Annotated in this window: 17 protein-coding genes and 1 tRNA gene; 8 read left to right on the top strand and 10 right to left on the bottom strand. The window is 66.3% G+C overall.

The genetic code is table 11. The annotated features are described in order from the left end of the window. Positions 1 to 63: 63 nt before the first annotated feature. The 6 genes from R1Z03_RS05635 to R1Z03_RS05610 form a co-directional block, all read right to left on the bottom strand. Complete coding sequence (locus tag R1Z03_RS05635) at positions 64 to 759, bottom strand: ABC transporter ATP-binding protein (RefSeq protein ID WP_272563916.1); 696 nt, start codon at positions 757 to 759, stop codon at positions 64 to 66. A 3-nt stretch (positions 760 to 762) separates the two neighbouring features. Then, entirely contained in the window at positions 763 to 1,557 is a 795-nt protein-coding gene (locus tag R1Z03_RS05630) for an ABC transporter ATP-binding protein (RefSeq protein ID WP_317357587.1), read from the bottom strand. Beyond that, positions 1,554 to 2,864 carry a branched-chain amino acid ABC transporter permease gene (locus R1Z03_RS05625; protein WP_284409352.1) on the bottom strand — a complete coding sequence of 437 codons (1,311 nt, stop codon included), beginning with the start codon at positions 2,862 to 2,864 and terminating at the stop codon, positions 1,554 to 1,556. Before R1Z03_RS05625 ends, R1Z03_RS05630 begins: the two co-directional genes overlap by 4 nt. Before the next feature lie 4 nt (positions 2,865 to 2,868). Beyond that, positions 2,869 to 3,822 carry a branched-chain amino acid ABC transporter permease gene (locus tag R1Z03_RS05620; RefSeq protein WP_284409351.1) on the bottom strand — a complete coding sequence of 318 codons (954 nt, stop codon included), beginning with the start codon at positions 3,820 to 3,822 and terminating at the stop codon, positions 2,869 to 2,871. Positions 3,823 to 3,907: 85 nt separating this feature from the next. Next, positions 3,908 to 5,143, bottom strand: coding sequence for a branched-chain amino acid ABC transporter substrate-binding protein (locus tag R1Z03_RS05615; RefSeq protein WP_284401886.1), 1,236 nt, complete (start codon positions 5,141 to 5,143; stop codon positions 3,908 to 3,910). 149 nt (positions 5,144 to 5,292) lie between these two features. After that, positions 5,293 to 6,933, bottom strand: a complete 1,641-nt coding sequence (locus R1Z03_RS05610; protein WP_317357583.1) for a 3-(methylthio)propionyl-CoA ligase — start codon at positions 6,931 to 6,933, stop codon at positions 5,293 to 5,295. 187 nt (positions 6,934 to 7,120) lie between these two features. Between R1Z03_RS05610 and R1Z03_RS05605 the strand changes: the two genes are divergently transcribed. The 5 genes from R1Z03_RS05605 (at position 7,121) to R1Z03_RS05585 (ending at position 10,759) form a co-directional block, all read left to right on the top strand. Then, entirely contained in the window at positions 7,121 to 8,605 is a 1,485-nt protein-coding gene (locus R1Z03_RS05605) for a protein adenylyltransferase SelO family protein (protein ID WP_317357581.1), read from the top strand. Continuing rightward, positions 8,602 to 9,015 carry a peptide-methionine (R)-S-oxide reductase MsrB gene (gene msrB / locus R1Z03_RS05600; RefSeq protein ID WP_317357578.1) on the top strand — a complete coding sequence of 138 codons (414 nt, stop codon included), beginning with the start codon at positions 8,602 to 8,604 and terminating at the stop codon, positions 9,013 to 9,015. The genes R1Z03_RS05605 and msrB overlap by 4 nt, the downstream gene beginning before the upstream one ends. Before the next feature lie 37 nt (positions 9,016 to 9,052). Beyond that, positions 9,053 to 9,640, top strand: a complete 588-nt coding sequence (locus R1Z03_RS05595) for a septation protein A (protein WP_317357575.1) — start codon at positions 9,053 to 9,055, stop codon at positions 9,638 to 9,640. After that, positions 9,637 to 9,906, top strand: a complete 270-nt coding sequence (locus tag R1Z03_RS05590; protein ID WP_284428701.1) for a BolA family transcriptional regulator — start codon at positions 9,637 to 9,639, stop codon at positions 9,904 to 9,906. The genes R1Z03_RS05595 and R1Z03_RS05590 overlap by 4 nt, the downstream gene beginning before the upstream one ends. A 67-nt stretch (positions 9,907 to 9,973) precedes the next feature. After that, complete coding sequence (locus tag R1Z03_RS05585; protein WP_284428702.1) at positions 9,974 to 10,759, top strand: peptidylprolyl isomerase; 786 nt, start codon at positions 9,974 to 9,976, stop codon at positions 10,757 to 10,759. A gap of 110 nt (positions 10,760 to 10,869) precedes the next feature. On the opposite strand, the gene R1Z03_RS05580 is transcribed toward R1Z03_RS05585, so the two are convergent. Next, positions 10,870 to 11,667 carry a heparan-alpha-glucosaminide N-acetyltransferase gene (locus R1Z03_RS05580; protein ID WP_317357571.1) on the bottom strand — a complete coding sequence of 266 codons (798 nt, stop codon included), beginning with the start codon at positions 11,665 to 11,667 and terminating at the stop codon, positions 10,870 to 10,872. 145 nt (positions 11,668 to 11,812) lie between these two features. Between R1Z03_RS05580 and R1Z03_RS05575 the strand changes: the two genes are divergently transcribed. Further along, positions 11,813 to 12,094, top strand: coding sequence for a hypothetical protein (locus tag R1Z03_RS05575; protein WP_317357569.1), 282 nt, complete (start codon positions 11,813 to 11,815; stop codon positions 12,092 to 12,094). Positions 12,095 to 12,204: 110 nt separating this feature from the next. On the opposite strand, the gene R1Z03_RS05570 is transcribed toward R1Z03_RS05575, so the two are convergent. Continuing rightward, positions 12,205 to 12,281 (bottom strand) — tRNA-Pro (locus R1Z03_RS05570). A 73-nt stretch (positions 12,282 to 12,354) separates the two neighbouring features. Next, positions 12,355 to 12,603, bottom strand: a complete 249-nt coding sequence (gene infA, locus R1Z03_RS05565) for a translation initiation factor IF-1 (RefSeq protein WP_092739728.1) — start codon at positions 12,601 to 12,603, stop codon at positions 12,355 to 12,357. A 451-nt stretch (positions 12,604 to 13,054) separates the two neighbouring features. Here infA and asd point away from each other — a divergent pair, with 451 nt between their 5' ends. After that, entirely contained in the window at positions 13,055 to 13,906 is an 852-nt protein-coding gene (gene asd, locus R1Z03_RS05560; RefSeq protein WP_317357567.1) for an archaetidylserine decarboxylase, read from the top strand. A gap of 67 nt (positions 13,907 to 13,973) precedes the next feature. Here the strand turns inward: asd and R1Z03_RS05555 are convergent, their stop codons facing one another. Further along, a complete protein-coding gene (locus R1Z03_RS05555; protein WP_317357566.1) occupies positions 13,974 to 14,228 on the bottom strand; it encodes a hypothetical protein in 255 nt (84 codons plus the stop codon). Between the two features lie 157 nt (positions 14,229 to 14,385). Between R1Z03_RS05555 and R1Z03_RS05550 the strand changes: the two genes are divergently transcribed. After that, on the top strand, positions 14,386 to 16,332 hold the full coding sequence (locus tag R1Z03_RS05550) for a phosphatase PAP2 family protein (protein WP_317357564.1): 1,947 nt from the start codon (positions 14,386 to 14,388) through the stop codon (positions 16,330 to 16,332). Positions 16,333 to 16,365 lie beyond the last annotated feature (33 nt).

Genomic DNA, 16,365 nt, shown 5'->3' with positions numbered 1-16,365 from the left:
ACGTCGAAATCCGGAAATTGGGGGATACCCAGATTGCGTCAAAAGCAACCCCACCCGCCCCCCTCACACCTCCAGCCACTCCTTGCGCACATAACTGTTCTCGCGCAGGCCCTGCGGTGTACCCTCGAAGACGATGCTCCCATGACCCATCACCAGCGCGCGGTCGGAGATGGTCATGGCGATGGTGAGCTTTTGCTCGATGAGCAGCACCGAGATGCCGCGCGCCTTGATCGCCATGAGGTACTGCCCCACCAGCTCCACGATCTTGGGCGCGAGGCCTTCGGTGGGCTCATCGATGATGATGAGGTCGGGGTCGCCCATGAGGGTGCGGCACAGGGTGAGCATCTGCTGCTCGCCACCCGACATGACGCCGGCTTCGGTGTGCTGGCGCTCCTTCAGGCGCGGGAACATGCCGTACATGTCGTCGAAGCTCCAGCGGCTGCCTTTGCCCTTGCCTTTCTGGCCCAGCAGCAGGTTCTGGTGCACGGTCAGGTTGGGAAAGATGTCGCGGCTTTCGGGCACGTAGCCCAGGCCCAGGTGCGCGATCTCGTAGGCTTTCTTGCCATCGAGGCGCTGGCCCTTCCATTCGAGCGTGCCCTCCCAGTCCACCAGGCCCATGATGGCCTTGGCGGTGGTGGAGCGGCCCGAGCCGTTGCGCCCCAGCAGCGCGACGATCTCGCCCGGCTGCACGCCGAACGAGACGCCATGCAGCACGTGGCTCTTGCCATAGTAGGCGTGCAGGTTGTCGACCTTGAGCATGGTTCAGTGTCCTTCCGCCTGCTGCGCTGCCGCCACGGCCGAGCCCAGGTAGGCCTCCTGCACGCGCGGGTTGGCGCGCACGGCCTCGGGGGTGTCGAAGGCGATCACCTCGCCGTAGACCACCACGGCGATCTTGTCGGCCAGGCCGAACACCACGCCCATGTCGTGCTCCACGGTGAGCAGCGTGCGGCCCACCGTCACCTCCTTGATGAGGCGGATGAAACGCGCCGTCTCGCTCTTGCTCATGCCGGCGGTGGGCTCGTCCAGCAGGATGACGTTGGCGCCCCCGGCGATGGTGATGCCGATCTCCAGCGCGCGCTGCTCGGCGTAGGTGAGGTTCATGGCCAGCGTGTCGCGCTTCTTGTCCAGGCGGATCTGCTCCATGAGTTGCGTGGCGCGCTCGTTGGCATCGTGCAGCCGCGAGAGAAAGCGCAGGAAGGTGTAGCGGTAGCCCAGGCTCCACAGCACGCCGCAGCGCAGGTTCTCAAACACGCTGAGCTTGGGAAAGATGTTGGTGATCTGGAAGCTGCGCGACAAACCCATGCGGTTGATCTCGTACGGCGCCTTGCCGTCGATGCGCTGGCCATTCAGCAGCACCTGGCCGCTGGTGGCGCCGAAGCGTCCGCTGATGAGGTTGAACAGCGTCGACTTGCCGGCGCCGTTGGGGCCGATGATGGCCACGCGCTCGCCCGGGGCCACGCACAGGTTGGCGCCGCGGATGATCTCGGTCTTGCCGAAGCGCTTGTGCAGGTCGCGCAACTCCAGCGCATAGGGGGTGTTGACGGGGATCACGCTCATGCGGCCTCCCCCCGCTTGATGTCCTGCTCGATGGCTTCCTGGATGGCGCCCCATTGCAGCAGGAACTGGCGCCGCACGGTCTCGAACAGGCCGAGGCCCACCAGCAGCACGAAGCCCGCCCCGAACCAGCTGGACAGGGCCCGCGCGTTCAGCGTGGCGCCGAGAAAGTTCATCTGCGGCCCGAGCGCCGAATTGAGCTGCAGGTGGTAGGTCATCTCCACCATGCAGGCCGCGCCCAGCACCGCCACCAGGGCCGTGCCGCCCAGGGCCAGGTACGACACCCACAGCGTGCGCAGCCGGCCGTACTTGGCCACGCGCAGGTTCATCATGATCAGGCTGGCGATGCCGCCGGGCGCATACATCACCATGAACAGGAACACGAGGCCCAGGTACAGCAGCCAGGCCTTGGACAGCTCGGACAGCAGCACCGAGGCGAAGACCAGCAGCACCGCGCCGATGATGGGCCCGAAGAAGAAGGTGGCCCCACCCAGGAAGGTGAACAGCAAGTAGCCGCCCGAGCGCAGCACGCTCACGCTGTCGGCGCCGGTGACGATCTCGAAGTTGATCGCCGCCAGCCCCCCGCCCACGCCCGCGAAGAAGCCCGCGATGATGAAGGCGAAGTAGCGCACGCGCTGCGTGTTGTAGCCGATGAACTCCACGCGCTCGGGGTTGTCGCGCACCGCGTTCAGGATGCGGCCCAGCGGCGTGCCGGTGAAGGCGAACATGAGCGCGGTGCACACAAAGCAGTAGGCCGCGATCAGGTAGTACACCTGGATGGCCGGGCCGAAGGTGATGCCCATGAACCCCTTGCCGTACACGCGGTCGGTGGTGATGCCGCCCTCCCCGCCGAAGAACTCGGGGAACATCAGCGCCATGGACGCCACCAGCTCGCCGATGCCCAGGGTGATCATGGCGAAGGTGGTGCCCGACTTCTTGGTGGTGACGAAGCCCAGCAGCACCGCGAAGAACAGCCCCGCCAGCCCGCCCACGAGCGGGATGAACACCAGCGGAATGGGCACCGCGCCCTTGCCGGCCAGGTTCATCGCGTGGATGGCGATGAACGAGCCCAGGCCGGTGTACACGGCATGGCCGAAGCTCAGCATGCCGCCCTGCCCCAGCAGCATGTTGTACGAGAGGCAGATGACGATGAGGTAGCCGATCTGCGACAGCATGGTGAGCGCCAGGCTGCTGGTGAACAGCATGGGCGCCACGATGAGCGCGGCCGCGAACAGGCCCCAGATGACGATGCGCCCGATGTTGAGCGGCTTGAACCGGTAGGCCGGCGGCGAGGAGGTGTGGGAGCGCATGGGTTCAGTCCTCCCGCGTGCCGAGCAGGCCCTTGGGCCGGAAGATGAGGATCAGCACCAGCAGCAGGTACGGCAGGATGGGCGCCACCTGCGACACGGTGAGCTTGAGCAGCGGCCAGCCGAAGGTCTGCTCGGTCACCGCCATGCCGGCCGCGCGCAGCGCATGCGCCAGCGAATAGTCCAGCGCCACCGCGAAGGTCTGCAGTACGCCGATCAGCAGCGAGGCAAGGAAGGCCCCGGCCAGCGACCCCATGCCGCCCACGACGACGACAACGAAGATGATCGAGCCCACCGAGGCCGCCATGGCCGGCTCGGTGACGTAGGTGTTGCCGCCGATCACGCCCGCCAGCCCGGCGAGCGCGCAGCCGCCGCCGAACACCAGCATGAACACGCGCGGCACGTTGTGGCCCAGCGCCTCGACCATGTCGGGGTGCTTGAGCGCGGCCTGGATCACCAGGCCGATGCGCGTGCGGGTGAGCAGCAGCCACACGGACAGCAGCATCAGCAGGGCCACCAGCATCACGAACGACCGCGACTTCGGGAACTGCGTGCCGTACAGCGTGAAAAGCGGCCCCTGCAACTGCGCGGGCAGGCCGTAGGGCACGGTGGAGCGGCCCCACACCAGCTGCACCACCTCCAGCACCAGGTACGACAGGCCGAAGGTCACCAGCAGTTCGGGCACGTGGCCGTACTGGTGCACGCGGCGCAGCGCGTAGCGCTCGAACGCCGCACCGAGCGCGCCCACCAGCAGCGGCGCCACGAACAGTGCCACCCAGAAACCGACCAGGCCGGACAAGGTGTAGGCGATGTAGGCCCCCAACATGTAGAAACTGGTGTGGGCGAAGTTGAGCACGCCCATCATGCTGAAGATGAGGGTGAGCCCCGAACTGAGCATGAACAGCAGCAGCCCGTAGCTGACGCCGTTGAGCAGCGAGATCACGAAAAACTCAAGATTCATCGAAGAACAGCGCCCGCACGGTTAAAAAAAGAGCCCGAGGAACCCCGGGCCCAAGGTCTCACAGCAATGAAATCGGATGCCCGGATCAGGAGGGCCGCTTCATCTGGCACGAGGTGGGCGTGCTGGCCACGTAGGGCTCGTAGTACTTCACCGGCACGAAGGTGTAGCCGGTATTTTCCGCGTCATTGGGGTACTTGCCGCCGGCCTTCTCCCACTTGGAGACGAACAGGCCCTGCTGCAGCTGGTGGTCGCTCTTGCGCATCTCGACCTCGCCGTTGAAGCTGTTGAACTTCATGCCCTCCAGCACGGGGGCCACCTTCACCGGGTCGGTGGACTTGGCCTTCACGAAGGCGGCATCCAGCATGGCGAAGGCGTGGTACACGGCGCCGGTGTACATGTCGTCGTTGAACTTCTTCTTGTATTCGGTGACCACGCGGCCGATGTCGCCGGGCAGGTTCAGGTGGTTGTACGACACCATGTACACGCGCCCCGCCGCCGCCGCGCCCATGGCCGTGGGGCTGCCCGTCACGCCGCCGTAGTAGGTGTAGAAGTTGACGTTGGCCAGCCCCGCATCGTTGGCGGCCTTGATGAGCAGGGCCAGGTCCGAGCCCCAGTTGCCGGTGATCACGCTGTCGGCGCCGGACTGCTTGATCTTGGCGATGTAGGGGGCGAAATCGCGCACCTGGGCCAGCGGGTGCAGGTCGTCGCCCACGATCTGCACGTCGGGCCGCTTGCGCGCCAGGTTCTCCTTGGCGAACTTGGAGACCTGCTGGCCATGCGAGTAGTTCTGGTTGATGAGGTACACCTTCTTGACCTCGGGCAGGTCCTTCATGAAGGTGGTCATGGCCTCCATCTTCATCGAGGTGTCGGCATCCAGGCGGAAGTGCCAGTAGCTGCACTTGCTGTTGGTGAGGTCGGGGTCCACGGCGGCGTAGTTGAGGTACATGACCTCCTTGCCGGGATTGCGCGCGTTGTGCTTTTCCAGCGCGTCGATGATGGCCAGCGCCGGGCCGGAGCCGTTGCCCTGCACCACGTAGCGCGCGCCCTGGTCCATGGCAGAGCGCAGGGCGCTGGTGGTTTCCTGCGGGCTGAGCTTGTTGTCGATGCCGATGATCTCGAACTTCACACCCGCCGCGTTCTTCTTGTTGAACTCCTCCGAGAGGAACTGGAAGCTCTTGAGCTGGTTGGTCCCCACCGCCGCCATGAGGCCGGACAGCGGGTCGAGCCAGGCGATCTTCACCGTGTCGCCCTTTTGAGCGAACGCGCCGCCAGCGCTCACCAGGATTGCGGATGCAGCTACAGCCTTGATAGCAAATCTCATCGCTTGTCTCCTCTTGGGTTCTTGAATGGAACAGGGCGCAGCGTAAGGCACGCCACAGAGGAGATGCTCAGGGATTCACCCTATCCGCTATCCCGCATGCGACTGGGCGGCGGCCTCTCGCGGCCGCCCCCTCGCCGCACTGGCGTGCGTCACAGGCCCGGCAGGCGGTAGTCCTTGAGCTGCTCGCGCAGCTTGGCCTTGAGCATCTTGCCCGTGGCGCCGATCGGGATCGCGTCCACGAACAGCACATCGTCCGGGATCTGCCACTTGGCGGTCTTGCCCGCGTAGAACTGCAGCAGTTCCTCGCGCGTCACCTCCGCGCCCGGGCGCTTGACCACCGCCACGATGGGCCGCTCATCCCACTTGGGGTGCGGCATGCCCACGCACGCGGCCATGGCGACGGCCGGGTGTGCCATGGCGATGTTCTCGATGTCGATGGAGCTGATCCACTCGCCCCCGGACTTGATCACGTCCTTGCTGCGGTCGGTGATCTGCATGTAGCCGTCGGCATCGATGGTGGCGACGTCGCCCGTGGGGAACCAGCCGCGGCCCTGCGAATCGGGCACCAGCGGATCGCCCTCGCCGCGGTAGTAGTTCTCGACGATCCATGGGCCCTTGACCAGCAGGTCACCATAGGTCTTGCCGTCCCAGGGCAGTTCGTGGCCGTCGCCGTCCACGATCTTCATGTCCACGCCATAGATCGCGCGGCCCTGCTTCATGAGGATCTGCATCTGCTCGCCGCGCGGCAGCGCCAGGTGCTTGTTCTTGAGCGAGCACAGCGTGCCCAGCGGGCTCATCTCGGTCATGCCCCACGCGTGCAGCACGCGCACGCCGTAGTCGTCCTGGAACGACTGGATCATGGCCGGCGGGCAGGCCGAGCCGCCGATCACGGTGCGCTTCAGTTGGCCGAAGCGCAGGCCACCCGCCTTCACGTGGTTGAGCAGCATCTGCCACACGGTGGGCACGCCAGCAGCGAAAGTCACGCCCTCGGCCTCCATCAGCTCATAGACCGATTTGCCGTCCAGCGCCGGGCCGGGAAAGACCACCTTGGCGCCCACCAGCGGCGCCGAGTACGGCAGCCCCCAGGCATTGACGTGGAACATCGGCACTACGGGCAGCACCGCATCGCTGGCCGACAGGCCCATGACGTCCGGCAGCGCGGCGGCATACGCGTGCAGCAGGGTCGAGCGGTGGCTGTAGAGCACCGCCTTGGGGTGTCCGGTGGTGCCGCTCGTGTAGCACATGCTGGAGGCGGTGTTCTCGTCGAACGTGGGCCACACGTAGGTGTCGGGGGCTTCGCCGATCCAGGCTTCGTAGCTCAGCAGGCCGGGGATGCCGCTGTCGGCGGGCAGCTGGTCGGCATCGCACAGCGCCACCCACTGGCGCACCGTGGGGCACTTGGCGTGCACGGCCTGCACGATGGGCAGAAAGGTCATGTCGAAGCACAGCACCCGGTCTTCGGCGTGGTTGACGATCCACGCGATCTGCTCGGGGTGCAGGCGGGGGTTGATGGTGTGCATCACCCGCTCCGAGCCGCTCACGCCGTAGTACATCTCCATGTGGCGGTAGCCGTTCCAGGCCAGGCTGGCCACGCGGTCGCCGGCTGCCAGGCCCATGCCGTCCAGCACATTGGCCAGCCGCCGCGCCCGCACCGCCATGTCGCGGTAGGTGTAGCGGTGGATGTCGCCCTCGACGCGGCGCGACACGATCTGCACGTCGCCGTGGTGGCGCTCGGCGAATTCGATCAGCGTGGAAATCAGCAAGGGTTGACTCTGCATCAGGCCCAGCATGTTGGCTCCTTGGGTTGTCGTTGTGAATGGTTCCGCGGCATCCTACCGTGCGCCCTGTGTGCTGCCGCCCTGGGGGCGCCACTCACCGCGCCCGCATCTGTCGCCAGCTTGACAGCCGCCGCCGCGGCCCCGGGCGCCCAAGCCCCCTCGCCGCGCGTGGCAAAGCGGGTCGGAGACAATTCGGCAGATGAACGCCCCCCTTCCCACCGCCGCGACGGCGCCCGCGTCCAGCCTCGAATGGCGCAACGGCTTTGCAGCGCTGGGCCCGGATTTCTTCACCGAACTGGTGCCCACCCCCCTCCCCGCCCCGCACTGGGTGGCCACGAGCCTGGATGCCGCACAGCAGTTGGGCGTGCCCGCCGCCTGGCTGGCCTCCGACGCGGCGCTGCAGGTGTGTTCGGGCAACGCGCTGCTGTCGGGCATGCAGCCATTGGCCACGGTGTACAGCGGCCACCAGTTCGGGGTCTGGGCGGGGCAACTGGGCGATGGCCGCGCCATCCTGCTGGGCGAGACCGACGGCGGCCTGGAGGTACAGCTCAAGGGCGCCGGGCGCACGCCGTATTCGCGGGGGGGCGATGGCCGTGCCGTGCTGCGCTCGAGCATCCGCGAATTCCTGTGCAGCGAAGCCATGCATGCGCTGGGCGTGCCCACCACGCGGGCGCTGGCCCTGACCGGCTCGCCCGCCCCGGTGCAGCGCGAGGTGGTGGAGACCGCCGCCGTCGTGACCCGCACCGCGCCGAGCTTCATCCGCTTCGGGCACTTCGAGCACTTCGCGGCACGCGACCTGCTGCCGCAGCTGCGCACGCTGGCCGACTACGTCATCGACCGCTACTACCCGGAGTGCCGTGGCCCGGACGCGCCGGGCGGCAACCCCTACGCCGCCCTGCTCCAGACGGTGAGCGAGCGCACGGCGGAACTGCTCGCCCACTGGCAGGCGCAGGGCTTTTGCCACGGGGTGATGAACACCGACAACATGAGCATCCTGGGCCTCACGATCGACTACGGGCCCTTCCAGTTTCTCGACGCATTCGTGCCGGGCCATGTGTGCAATCACAGCGACACGCAGGGCCGCTATGCCTTCAACCGCCAGCCCAACGTGGCCTACTGGAACCTGTTCCGGCTGGGCCAGGCGCTGCTGCCGCTGATCGAGGACGTGGCGCTGGCGCAGGCAGCGCTCGCGTCCTACCAGACCGTGTTCCCGGCCGCGTTCCTGCAGCGCATGCGCGGCAAGCTCGGGCTGCAGGCCGTCCACGACGGCGACGCTGCGCTGGTGGACGGCCTGCTCAACCTGCTCGCCCAAGGCGGGGTCGACTACCCCATCTTCTGGCGGCGCCTGTCGCATGCCGTGGCCAGCGGCGACTTCGAACCCGTGCGCGACCTGTTCATCGACCGGGCGGGCTGGGAGGCGTGGCTGCTATCATTTTCAGAGCACCCAGGGCAATCAAATCCCCGGCATATGGCCGATTCGATGCTGAAATGCAATCCGAAATTCGTGCTGCGCAACCACCTGGGCGAGCAGGCCATCCGCGCGGCCACGCAAGGCGACTTCGCGCCGCTTCACACCCTGCAGGCCCTGCTGGCCGAACCGTTCGACGAACACCCGGGCCACGACGCCTGGGCCGACTTCCCGCCCGACTGGGCTTCCTCCATCGAAATCAGCTGCTCATCATGACCTTTCCCATCAAAAAGACCGATGCCGAATGGCAGGCCCTGCTGCAGAGCAAAGGCGCCGAGCCCGTCGCCTGGCAAGTCACCCGCCACGCCGCCACCGAGCGCGCCTTCACCGGCAAGTACGAAGCGCACTGGGCCGACGGCAGCTACCACTGCGTGTGCTGCGGCGCCAAGCTGTTCGACTCCGGCACCAAATTCGACGCCGGCTGCGGCTGGCCCAGCTTTTCCGAGGCGGTGCCGGGCTCGATCAAGGAGATCGTGGACCGCAGCCATGGCATGGTCCGGACGGAGACGGTTTGTGCACAATGCGGGGCCCACCTCGGCCACGTGTTCGAGGACGGCCCCGCCTCCACCGGCCTGCGCTACTGCATGAACTCCGCATCGCTCGATTTCGAGCCCGGCTCCTCCTGAACGGCGGCAACGGCCGCCCACGCTCCAGCCCTCCCCCATGAAACTGCTGATCGACTTCTTTCCCATCATCCTGTTCTTCGCGGCCTTCAAGCTGTGGGGCATCTACACGGCCACGGCCGTGGCCATCGCCGCCACCGTGCTGCAGATCGGCTACCTGCGGTACAAGAACGGCAAGGTCGAGCCCATGCAGTGGGTGAGCCTGGGCGTGATCGTGGTATTCGGCGGCGCCACGCTGCTCTCGCACAGCGAAACCTTCATCAAGTGGAAGCCCACCGTGCTGTACTGGCTGATGGGCTCGGCGCTGCTGATCGGCCAGCTGTTCTTCCGCAAGAACCTGATCCGCTCCCTGATGAGCGCGCAGATGGAATTGCCCGACGCCGCCTGGCGCACCGTGAACTGGAGCTGGACCGGCTTCTTCGCCGTGATGGGTCTGGTCAACCTGTGGGTGGCCTACCGCTTCGACACCGACACCTGGGTCAACTTCAAGCTGTTCGGCGGCATCGGGCTGATGGCGGTGTTCGTCATCGGCCAGGCTTTGTACCTGAGCCGCTATATGAAGGAAGACGACACCAAGGCCGTGCCCAAGACCACGCCCGAGGCGGCCCGCAAGGACGTGCAGCCATGACGGCGCTGGCCATCACCGCCGAGGCCATGGAGGCCCGCCTGCGGGAGCGGCTGAACCCTTCCGCGCTGCAGGTGCTGGACGAAAGCGCCGCCCATGCAGGCCATGTGGGGGCCAATGGAACGGGTTTCGGCACCCATTTCCGGGTGCGGATTTCGTCACCTTTGTTTACAGGCAAACCCCGCGTGGCACAACATCGCCTTGTGTATGATGCGCTGCAAGAATTTATTGACCAGGGCGCTCACGCCATAGCCATTGAAGTTCTTTGATCCGGCCCTATTTGTCGGACTTGCGGCCCAAACGGCTGCAACTCATTTCCTTTTTGTGGACTCCCCAATGAAGAAAAAGCTCTTGTCCGGCCTCGTGGCCGCTGCCGTGCTGGGCGCGACGGCCTTTCCCGTCTACGCTCAAAACCTCGCCGTTGTGAATGGCAAGGCCGTTCCGAAGGAACGTGCCGAGGTCCTGAAGCAGCAAGTGGAACGCTCCGGCCGCCCCGTGACCCCCGAGGTCGAAGGCCAGATCAAGGAAGAAGTGATCGCCCGCGAAATCTTCTTGCAGGAAGCCCAAAAGCGCGGCCTCGAAGCCTCGCCCGACTACAAGGTCCAGATGGAACTGGCCCGCCAGACCATCCTGATCCGCGAACTGTTCGCCGACTACCAAAAGGCCAACCCCGTCACCGACGCCGAAATCCAGGCCGAATACGACAAGTTCGTTGCCGCCAACACCGGCAAGGAATACAAGGCCAGCCACATCCTGGTGGAAAAGGAAGACCAGGCCAAGGCCATCATCGCGTCCATCAAGAAGGGCGCCAAGTTTGAAGACATCGCCAAGAAGCAGTCCAAGGACCCCGGATCCGGCGCCCGTGGCGGCGACCTGGACTGGTCGGCTCCGAGCAGCTACGTGGCCGAGTTCACCGAAGCGCTGGTCAAGCTGAACAAGGGCCAGATGACCCAGACGCCGGTCAAGACCCAGTTCGGCTGGCACATCATCCGCCTGGACGATGTGCGCGAAGCCAAGCTGCCCAAGCTGGAAGAAGTGAAGCCCCAGGTGGCGCAGCAACTGCAGCAGCAGAAGCTGGCAAAGTTCCAGGAAGAACTGCGCACGAAGGCCAAGATCGAATAATCGCTCTTAGCCGGCGGATTGGCAGTCACCTGCCAAGCCGACACGCTTTCGTCTCGACGCGGCCTCACGGGCCGCGTTCTACTTTTGGGGCCGGGCCTTTTCCCCTTTTCCTAGGAACGGCCCAGTACCCAGGATGCCGCCATGAGCAGGCCGATCATGACTGGCTGGTGCAGCATGTAATAGCTCAAGCTCCAGCGCCCCAGCACCGCCAGCGGCGACAGCACCCGGGGCAGAGTGGCGATCATCCATTGTGGGCGCTGTTGCAGTACCCATTGCCCGCTCGCCAGGCCCCACCACATCACGCCCAGCCAGGGCAGCACCGGCACGTAGTCTTCGGTGAAAGGCTTGCGCGACACCAGTCCCAGCCAGTTGAGCGCATAGCCGTTGAACGTGGGGGCCCCGGCCGCCAGCGGCCCCTCCGTCAGCGCCCACCCTGCGATAGAGGGAAGTGCCACGGCCATCGCGCCGGCAGGCCAGAGCCAGGCGCCCCACCCCGCCGTGCATCGCGCGACGAGGAGCATGGCGGCCATCCCGTGCAAGACGCCGAAATGGATGAAGCTCTGCGGAAACATCAGGGATGACCCTGCGGTGACCAGCAGGGCGCATCCCACGATCTGTAGCCAGCGCTTGAAGAAGCGGGCCCATCCGAGACCCTGCTGCGAGGCCAGTGCCTGCCCTAGCCCCGCGCAAAAGAGAAAGAGCGCCACGATGGCCGTCCGCTGGGTCGTCCAGAAAGGATCGGCACGGAAATTCTGCGGCCAGTACCCAAAGTGGCTGAGGTCGAAACAGAAATGGAAGACCGTCATCCACACCATGGCCACGCCCCGCAAGGCGTCCACGCCCTCCATGCGCGCGCCGCCGGTGCGCGTAGAAGAGCCAAAGGGGGAAAACGGACGGGACGTTGCCATGTGCTTTGGAAGAGTGGGAAATGGTGGAGCGATCGGTCCAGGCGCTGCCATGGCTGAGCCTCAGGGTGGGCCTACCGTGGTGCTGGAGGCAATTTCAGCTTGTTGGCCTTATGGCCCCCTTCTAGCATGGGACCGAGGAGGCATTATGGACAATCATCCACAAGCAGAAATAGAACTGCTGCGCGAGGAAATCAGAACGCTCAAAAGCGCACTCGCCAACGTCACGACCCAGGTGCAACCGCTGAATATGCTGGCCCAGGCCCTGGTGATATTGCACCAAGAGCCTGCCGCATTGCGCATGGTGTTCGAGCATGCGATTCCCGAAGCCAGCGCGCCGGATTTACCCTTCCTCATGGAAGAGGAAGAAGCGGAGCGGTTGGCACACCAGCGCGAATGGATCCTGAGACTGCTCCGCACCCGGGGCTGACCTTCTCGCGCCTGCCATGGACGCGGGAAACTGCAGCAAAGGAAATACTGGAGAGGGAAATTCAAAAAGACAAAAGGGGTCAGGTCAAATGACCTAACCCCTTGAATCAATGGTCGGAGCGGCGGGATTCGAACTCGCGACCCTCTGCTCCCAAAGCAGATGCGCTACCAGGCTGCGCTACGCTCCGACAACTAGTATTCTAACCCTGCATCACAGCCGTATTTGGAAGATTCAAGGAAATTTGCCAGTTTTTTTCCAAATCACCGCGACGAGGGGCCCGGGCCACGGCCTGGGAGGTGGCGGAAGGTGATGCGGCCCTTGGACAGGTCGTAGGGGGACATTTCCAGCGAGACCTTGTCACCGGCAAGAATGCGGATGTGGTGCTTGCGCATCTTGCCGCCGGTGTAGGCGATCAGTTGATGGCCATTGTCCAGCGTGACGCGAAAGCGGGAATCGGGCAGGACTTCCGTCACGGAGCCCTGCATTTCAATCAGTTCTTCTTTGGCCATGATTTCAAGTCAATCTTCAAACAGTAATAGGAGGTATCGGGGCCTGCGCGAAACTGCAACCGGAATGTCGGCCCATCTCGCAAGAGATCCAGGCGCGGTGCACAGCAAGCGGGGGTGGTCACTGCGCCCCATGGCGCATCGGTCGGAAAAGGCCGGCGGGGCGGCTTCCACACACAGCAGCGGCAGCGAGGCGCTGCGCAAAACCGCACCATTGTAACGTAGTAAGGAATCGTGTGGAATAGTGCCGATACACCACTGCGCCGCTCGCCGGCCGATGCACCGGGCCGGTTGCACCCCGTGGTTATGGCATCGATTTGACAGCAGCCCCGACTGACTTCGTTTCGGCATCTGGCGCCAGATGGCCTGCGCATGCAGCGTCAAGGCGCACGGCCGGGCCCCGCAGGCGCGCTCGGTAGAATGCCTCGCACCCCAACCGCTCAGGAAGTCCACCTTGTCAGACCGCCTTGCCGTACTGCCTCAATATCTACTTCCCAAACAGGCGCTGACGGCGCTGGCGGGGCGGCTTGCACGGGCGCAGGGCGGCCCCCGCACCACGGCCGCGATCGAGCGTTTCATCGCCCGTTACCGGGTGGACATGAGCGAGGCGGTCGAGCCCCGCCCGGCCGCATACGCCACGTTCAACGACTTCTTCACCCGCGCCCTGCGTCCCGGTGTGCGTCCGCTCGCCGCGGCGGCCGCGGTCTGCCCGGTGGATGGGGCGATCAGCCAGTTCGGTCTCATCGACCAGGACCAGATCTTCCAGGCCAAGGGTCATCGCTACTCGACCACGGCCCTGGTGGGCGGCGATGCGGCGCTGGCCGCGCAGTTCGACAACGGCAGCTTCGCAACCATCTACCTGAGCCCCCGCGACTACCACCGCATCCACATGCCCTGCGACGGCACCTTGCTGCGCATGGTGCATGTGCCGGGCGACCTTTTTTCGGTGAACCCGGTCACGGCGCGGGGCGTGCCCGGCCTGTTCGCGCGCAACGAGCGCGTGGTGTGCGTGTTCGACACGCCTTTGGGAAAGATGGTGCTCGTGCTGGTGGGCGCGACCATCGTGGGCAGCATGGCCACGGTGTGGCACGGTCAGGTCAACCCGCCGCGCAGCGGCGAGCTGCGCCACTGGGACTATGCCGACCGGCAGATCGTGCTGCGCCAGGGCGAAGAAATGGGCCGCTTCCTGCTGGGCTCCACCGTGGTGCTTCTGTTTCAGCGCGGTGCGGTGCGGTTTTCGGAGCAATGGGCCCCTGCCCGGCCCGTGCGGCTGGGCGAGGCGATGGCCGAGCAGTCGGCCGGCTGAGCGATTGGATGACCCAGGCCTGAGTCGGCCTGCCCGGCTCCTGCATGAAGCGGGATACCGGGAGACTTCAGCGCTTGCGCACGGTGGTGAACGCGCTGGGTTCCAGGAAGAGCCGGCTGGGGGAGACGGACGCCTCGTGGCCCACGAGGTAGATGGCCAGTTCCTGGCGGCGCAGGGCCACGTGGCTCACGGTTTCCCACTGGTCGCCCATGCGCACCGCGGTGCCGGGCCGAAACAGCGGCATGTGAAAGAACTCTCCCCATCCAGGCAGGGCTGCGGGCTTTTCCGCGACCGCAGGCGCGAGGGTGGGGGCGATGTCCATGGCGCATGCTACTCCGCTGCGGCCCTTTGCGGGGAAATGATTGGCGTGCGGCGTCATGGCGCTGTCACAGCGCGACCCTAGAGTGCAGCCGCAGCAGGCCGCGAGCGGCCTGCGCGCACCCGTTTTCGCCCTCGCCTTTCCAACCTGCCTGCTCCCCATGACGCTGCCCCTGCCCCGACGCACCCTGATCCTGGCGCTTGCCGCCGCATTCGCGCTCTCCGCCTGTGGCGGCGGGGGTTCCGATGCCGCACCACCGGATGCGCCGCGCGGCCTGGGGTATGCCGATTCGGCGCCGGTGCCCAATGAGTCGACCACGCCCCCGTTCGTGGACTTCGCCTTCACCAACCAGCGCGGCGATGCCCGCTACGCCACGCTGGCCACCAACGCCGGCGTTCGGGTGCTGTCAGGCTTTCTCGACATCTGGAAGCCCAGCACGCTGCTGGTGGATGCCGGCGTCACGGCCGATGCCAACGGCGCCTTCCCCGCGATCAAGCCAGCGGCCTGGACCGGCATTCCCGGCGACGCGACCGACGGCACGGTGCTGAACGCGCAGGTGCACACCCGCAACATCCAGTACGTGGTGGACGCCACGGCGCGCCGCACCGCGGCCCAGGAACGCCTGGCCTACGAAGACGACCGGCGCGGCAAGGCCTACAGCGTGACCGATGGCCTGGGCCCGTTGACCAATGCATGGCGCACCGCGGCGCAGCAAAAGACCAGCATTTCGGGCATTCCCGCGGATGCGACCACGGTGCTCTACAACGACACCGGCAACAACGCTGGCGTGGGCGGCAGCGCCAATGCGGGCTTCGGCACGGTGGTGGACTTCATCGGCGGCATCGGCGACAACGGCTCGACCGAGCCAGCCAAGCGCTTCTACAAATACGCCCGCCCGTGGCGCTGGAGCGCCAATGTGCAGATCGTGCCGGCCCTGGTGCCCGCCAAGAGCACCACCCCAGCCACCGACGGCGGCTTCACCAGCGGCCACACCGCCGAGGGTGTGCGCGATGCCATCGCCATGGCCTACCTGGTGCCGGAGCGGTTCCAGGAAATGCTGGCGCGCGGGCTGGAGTTGGGCGAAAGCCGCATCCTGGCCGGCATGCACTCGCCCCTGGATGTGATCAGCGGCCGCGTGCACGGCCAGGCCGTGGCCGCCGCCAGCATCGCCACCGGCGTGAACGCGCCGCGCAAGGCCGCTGCCGTGGCCCAGGCCCGCAGCACGCTGATGGCGGCGGTGGGTGCGCGCACGCCGGAGGAATTCCTGCAGATCGCCCATTCGCAGGCCACCACGGCCGACCGTTTCGCCGACCGCGCCACCAACCAGGCCGAGTACCTGCGCCGCATGACGTTCGGCTTCGCCCCCATCGGCGACACCACGCGCCTGGCCGTCGTGCCCAAGAGCGCCGAGGTGCTGCTGGAAACACGCTTCCCCTACCTGGATGCGGGCCAGCGCCGCGTGGTGCTCAAGACCACCGCGATCGCCTCGGGCTACCCGGTGCTGGACGACGCCGAAGGCTGGGGGCGCCTGAACCTGTTCGCGGCCGGCGACGGCTACGGCGCCTTCAATGGCGACGTGGCAGTGACCATGGACGCGGCGCAGGGCGGCTTCAACGCACTGGACGCCTGGCGCAATCCCATCGCGGGCGCCGGCAAGCTCACCAAGCGCGGCAGCGGCACGCTCGTGCTGGCGGGCGCGAACCGCTACACCGGGGGCACGGAAGTGGCCGCGGGCGCCGTGCGGGCCGACAGCAGCAGCGCGCTGGGGCAAGGCGACGTGTACCTGAGCGGCGGCACGCTGATCGGCAACACGTCGGCGGAGCTGGCCATCGGCGGCGCCTTCACCCTGGGCAGCAGCAGCACGCTGGAACTGCGCGTGGGCGCCAACGGCGCCGGCCAGCTGCAGGCCGCCGGCCCGGTCACGCTGGCGGGCACCCTGCGCATCGCCTTCCGCTCGGGCTTCACGCCGACGGTCGGATCGACCCTCACGCTGGTGCGTGGCGCCCCGGTGCGCGGGACGTTCGGCAGCATCACGGTCAACGGCTTCAAGGTCACGCCCATCTATCTGGACGATTCCGTGCAGCTTCGGATCGACGCGGCGGCCTGACGCCGCGGGCGCCCCGCCGCCCTTCCCCCGGTG

Origin of the sequence: Acidovorax sp. BLS4 (assembly GCF_032929295.1) — a bacterium.
Classification (GTDB): domain Bacteria; phylum Pseudomonadota; class Gammaproteobacteria; order Burkholderiales; family Burkholderiaceae_C; genus Paracidovorax.
Note: the sequence above shows the minus strand (reverse complement) of the source record. Positions and strands in the feature narration are given on the sequence as shown.

Coding starts and splice junctions, on each gene's coding strand:
- R1Z03_RS05595 (WP_317357575.1), top strand. CDS start 9,053: ATGAAACTGCTGATCGACTTCTTTCCCATCATCCTGTTCTTCGCGGCC.
- R1Z03_RS05630 (WP_317357587.1), bottom strand. CDS start 1,557: ATGAGCGTGATCCCCGTCAACACCCCCTATGCGCTGGAGTTGCGCGAC.
- R1Z03_RS05610 (WP_317357583.1), bottom strand. CDS start 6,933: ATGCTGGGCCTGATGCAGAGTCAACCCTTGCTGATTTCCACGCTGATC.
- R1Z03_RS05635 (WP_272563916.1), bottom strand. CDS start 759: ATGCTCAAGGTCGACAACCTGCACGCCTACTATGGCAAGAGCCACGTG.
- R1Z03_RS05575 (WP_317357569.1), top strand. CDS start 11,813: ATGGACAATCATCCACAAGCAGAAATAGAACTGCTGCGCGAGGAAATC.
- R1Z03_RS05580 (WP_317357571.1), bottom strand. CDS start 11,667: ATGGCAACGTCCCGTCCGTTTTCCCCCTTTGGCTCTTCTACGCGCACC.
- R1Z03_RS05615 (WP_284401886.1), bottom strand. CDS start 5,143: ATGAGATTTGCTATCAAGGCTGTAGCTGCATCCGCAATCCTGGTGAGC.
- R1Z03_RS05585 (WP_284428702.1), top strand. CDS start 9,974: ATGAAGAAAAAGCTCTTGTCCGGCCTCGTGGCCGCTGCCGTGCTGGGC.
- R1Z03_RS05550 (WP_317357564.1), top strand. CDS start 14,386: ATGACGCTGCCCCTGCCCCGACGCACCCTGATCCTGGCGCTTGCCGCC.
- R1Z03_RS05625 (WP_284409352.1), bottom strand. CDS start 2,864: ATGCGCTCCCACACCTCCTCGCCGCCGGCCTACCGGTTCAAGCCGCTC.
- infA (WP_092739728.1), bottom strand. CDS start 12,603: ATGGCCAAAGAAGAACTGATTGAAATGCAGGGCTCCGTGACGGAAGTC.
- R1Z03_RS05590 (WP_284428701.1), top strand. CDS start 9,637: ATGACGGCGCTGGCCATCACCGCCGAGGCCATGGAGGCCCGCCTGCGG.
- R1Z03_RS05605 (WP_317357581.1), top strand. CDS start 7,121: ATGAACGCCCCCCTTCCCACCGCCGCGACGGCGCCCGCGTCCAGCCTC.
- R1Z03_RS05555 (WP_317357566.1), bottom strand. CDS start 14,228: ATGGACATCGCCCCCACCCTCGCGCCTGCGGTCGCGGAAAAGCCCGCA.
- msrB (WP_317357578.1), top strand. CDS start 8,602: ATGACCTTTCCCATCAAAAAGACCGATGCCGAATGGCAGGCCCTGCTG.
- R1Z03_RS05620 (WP_284409351.1), bottom strand. CDS start 3,822: ATGAATCTTGAGTTTTTCGTGATCTCGCTGCTCAACGGCGTCAGCTAC.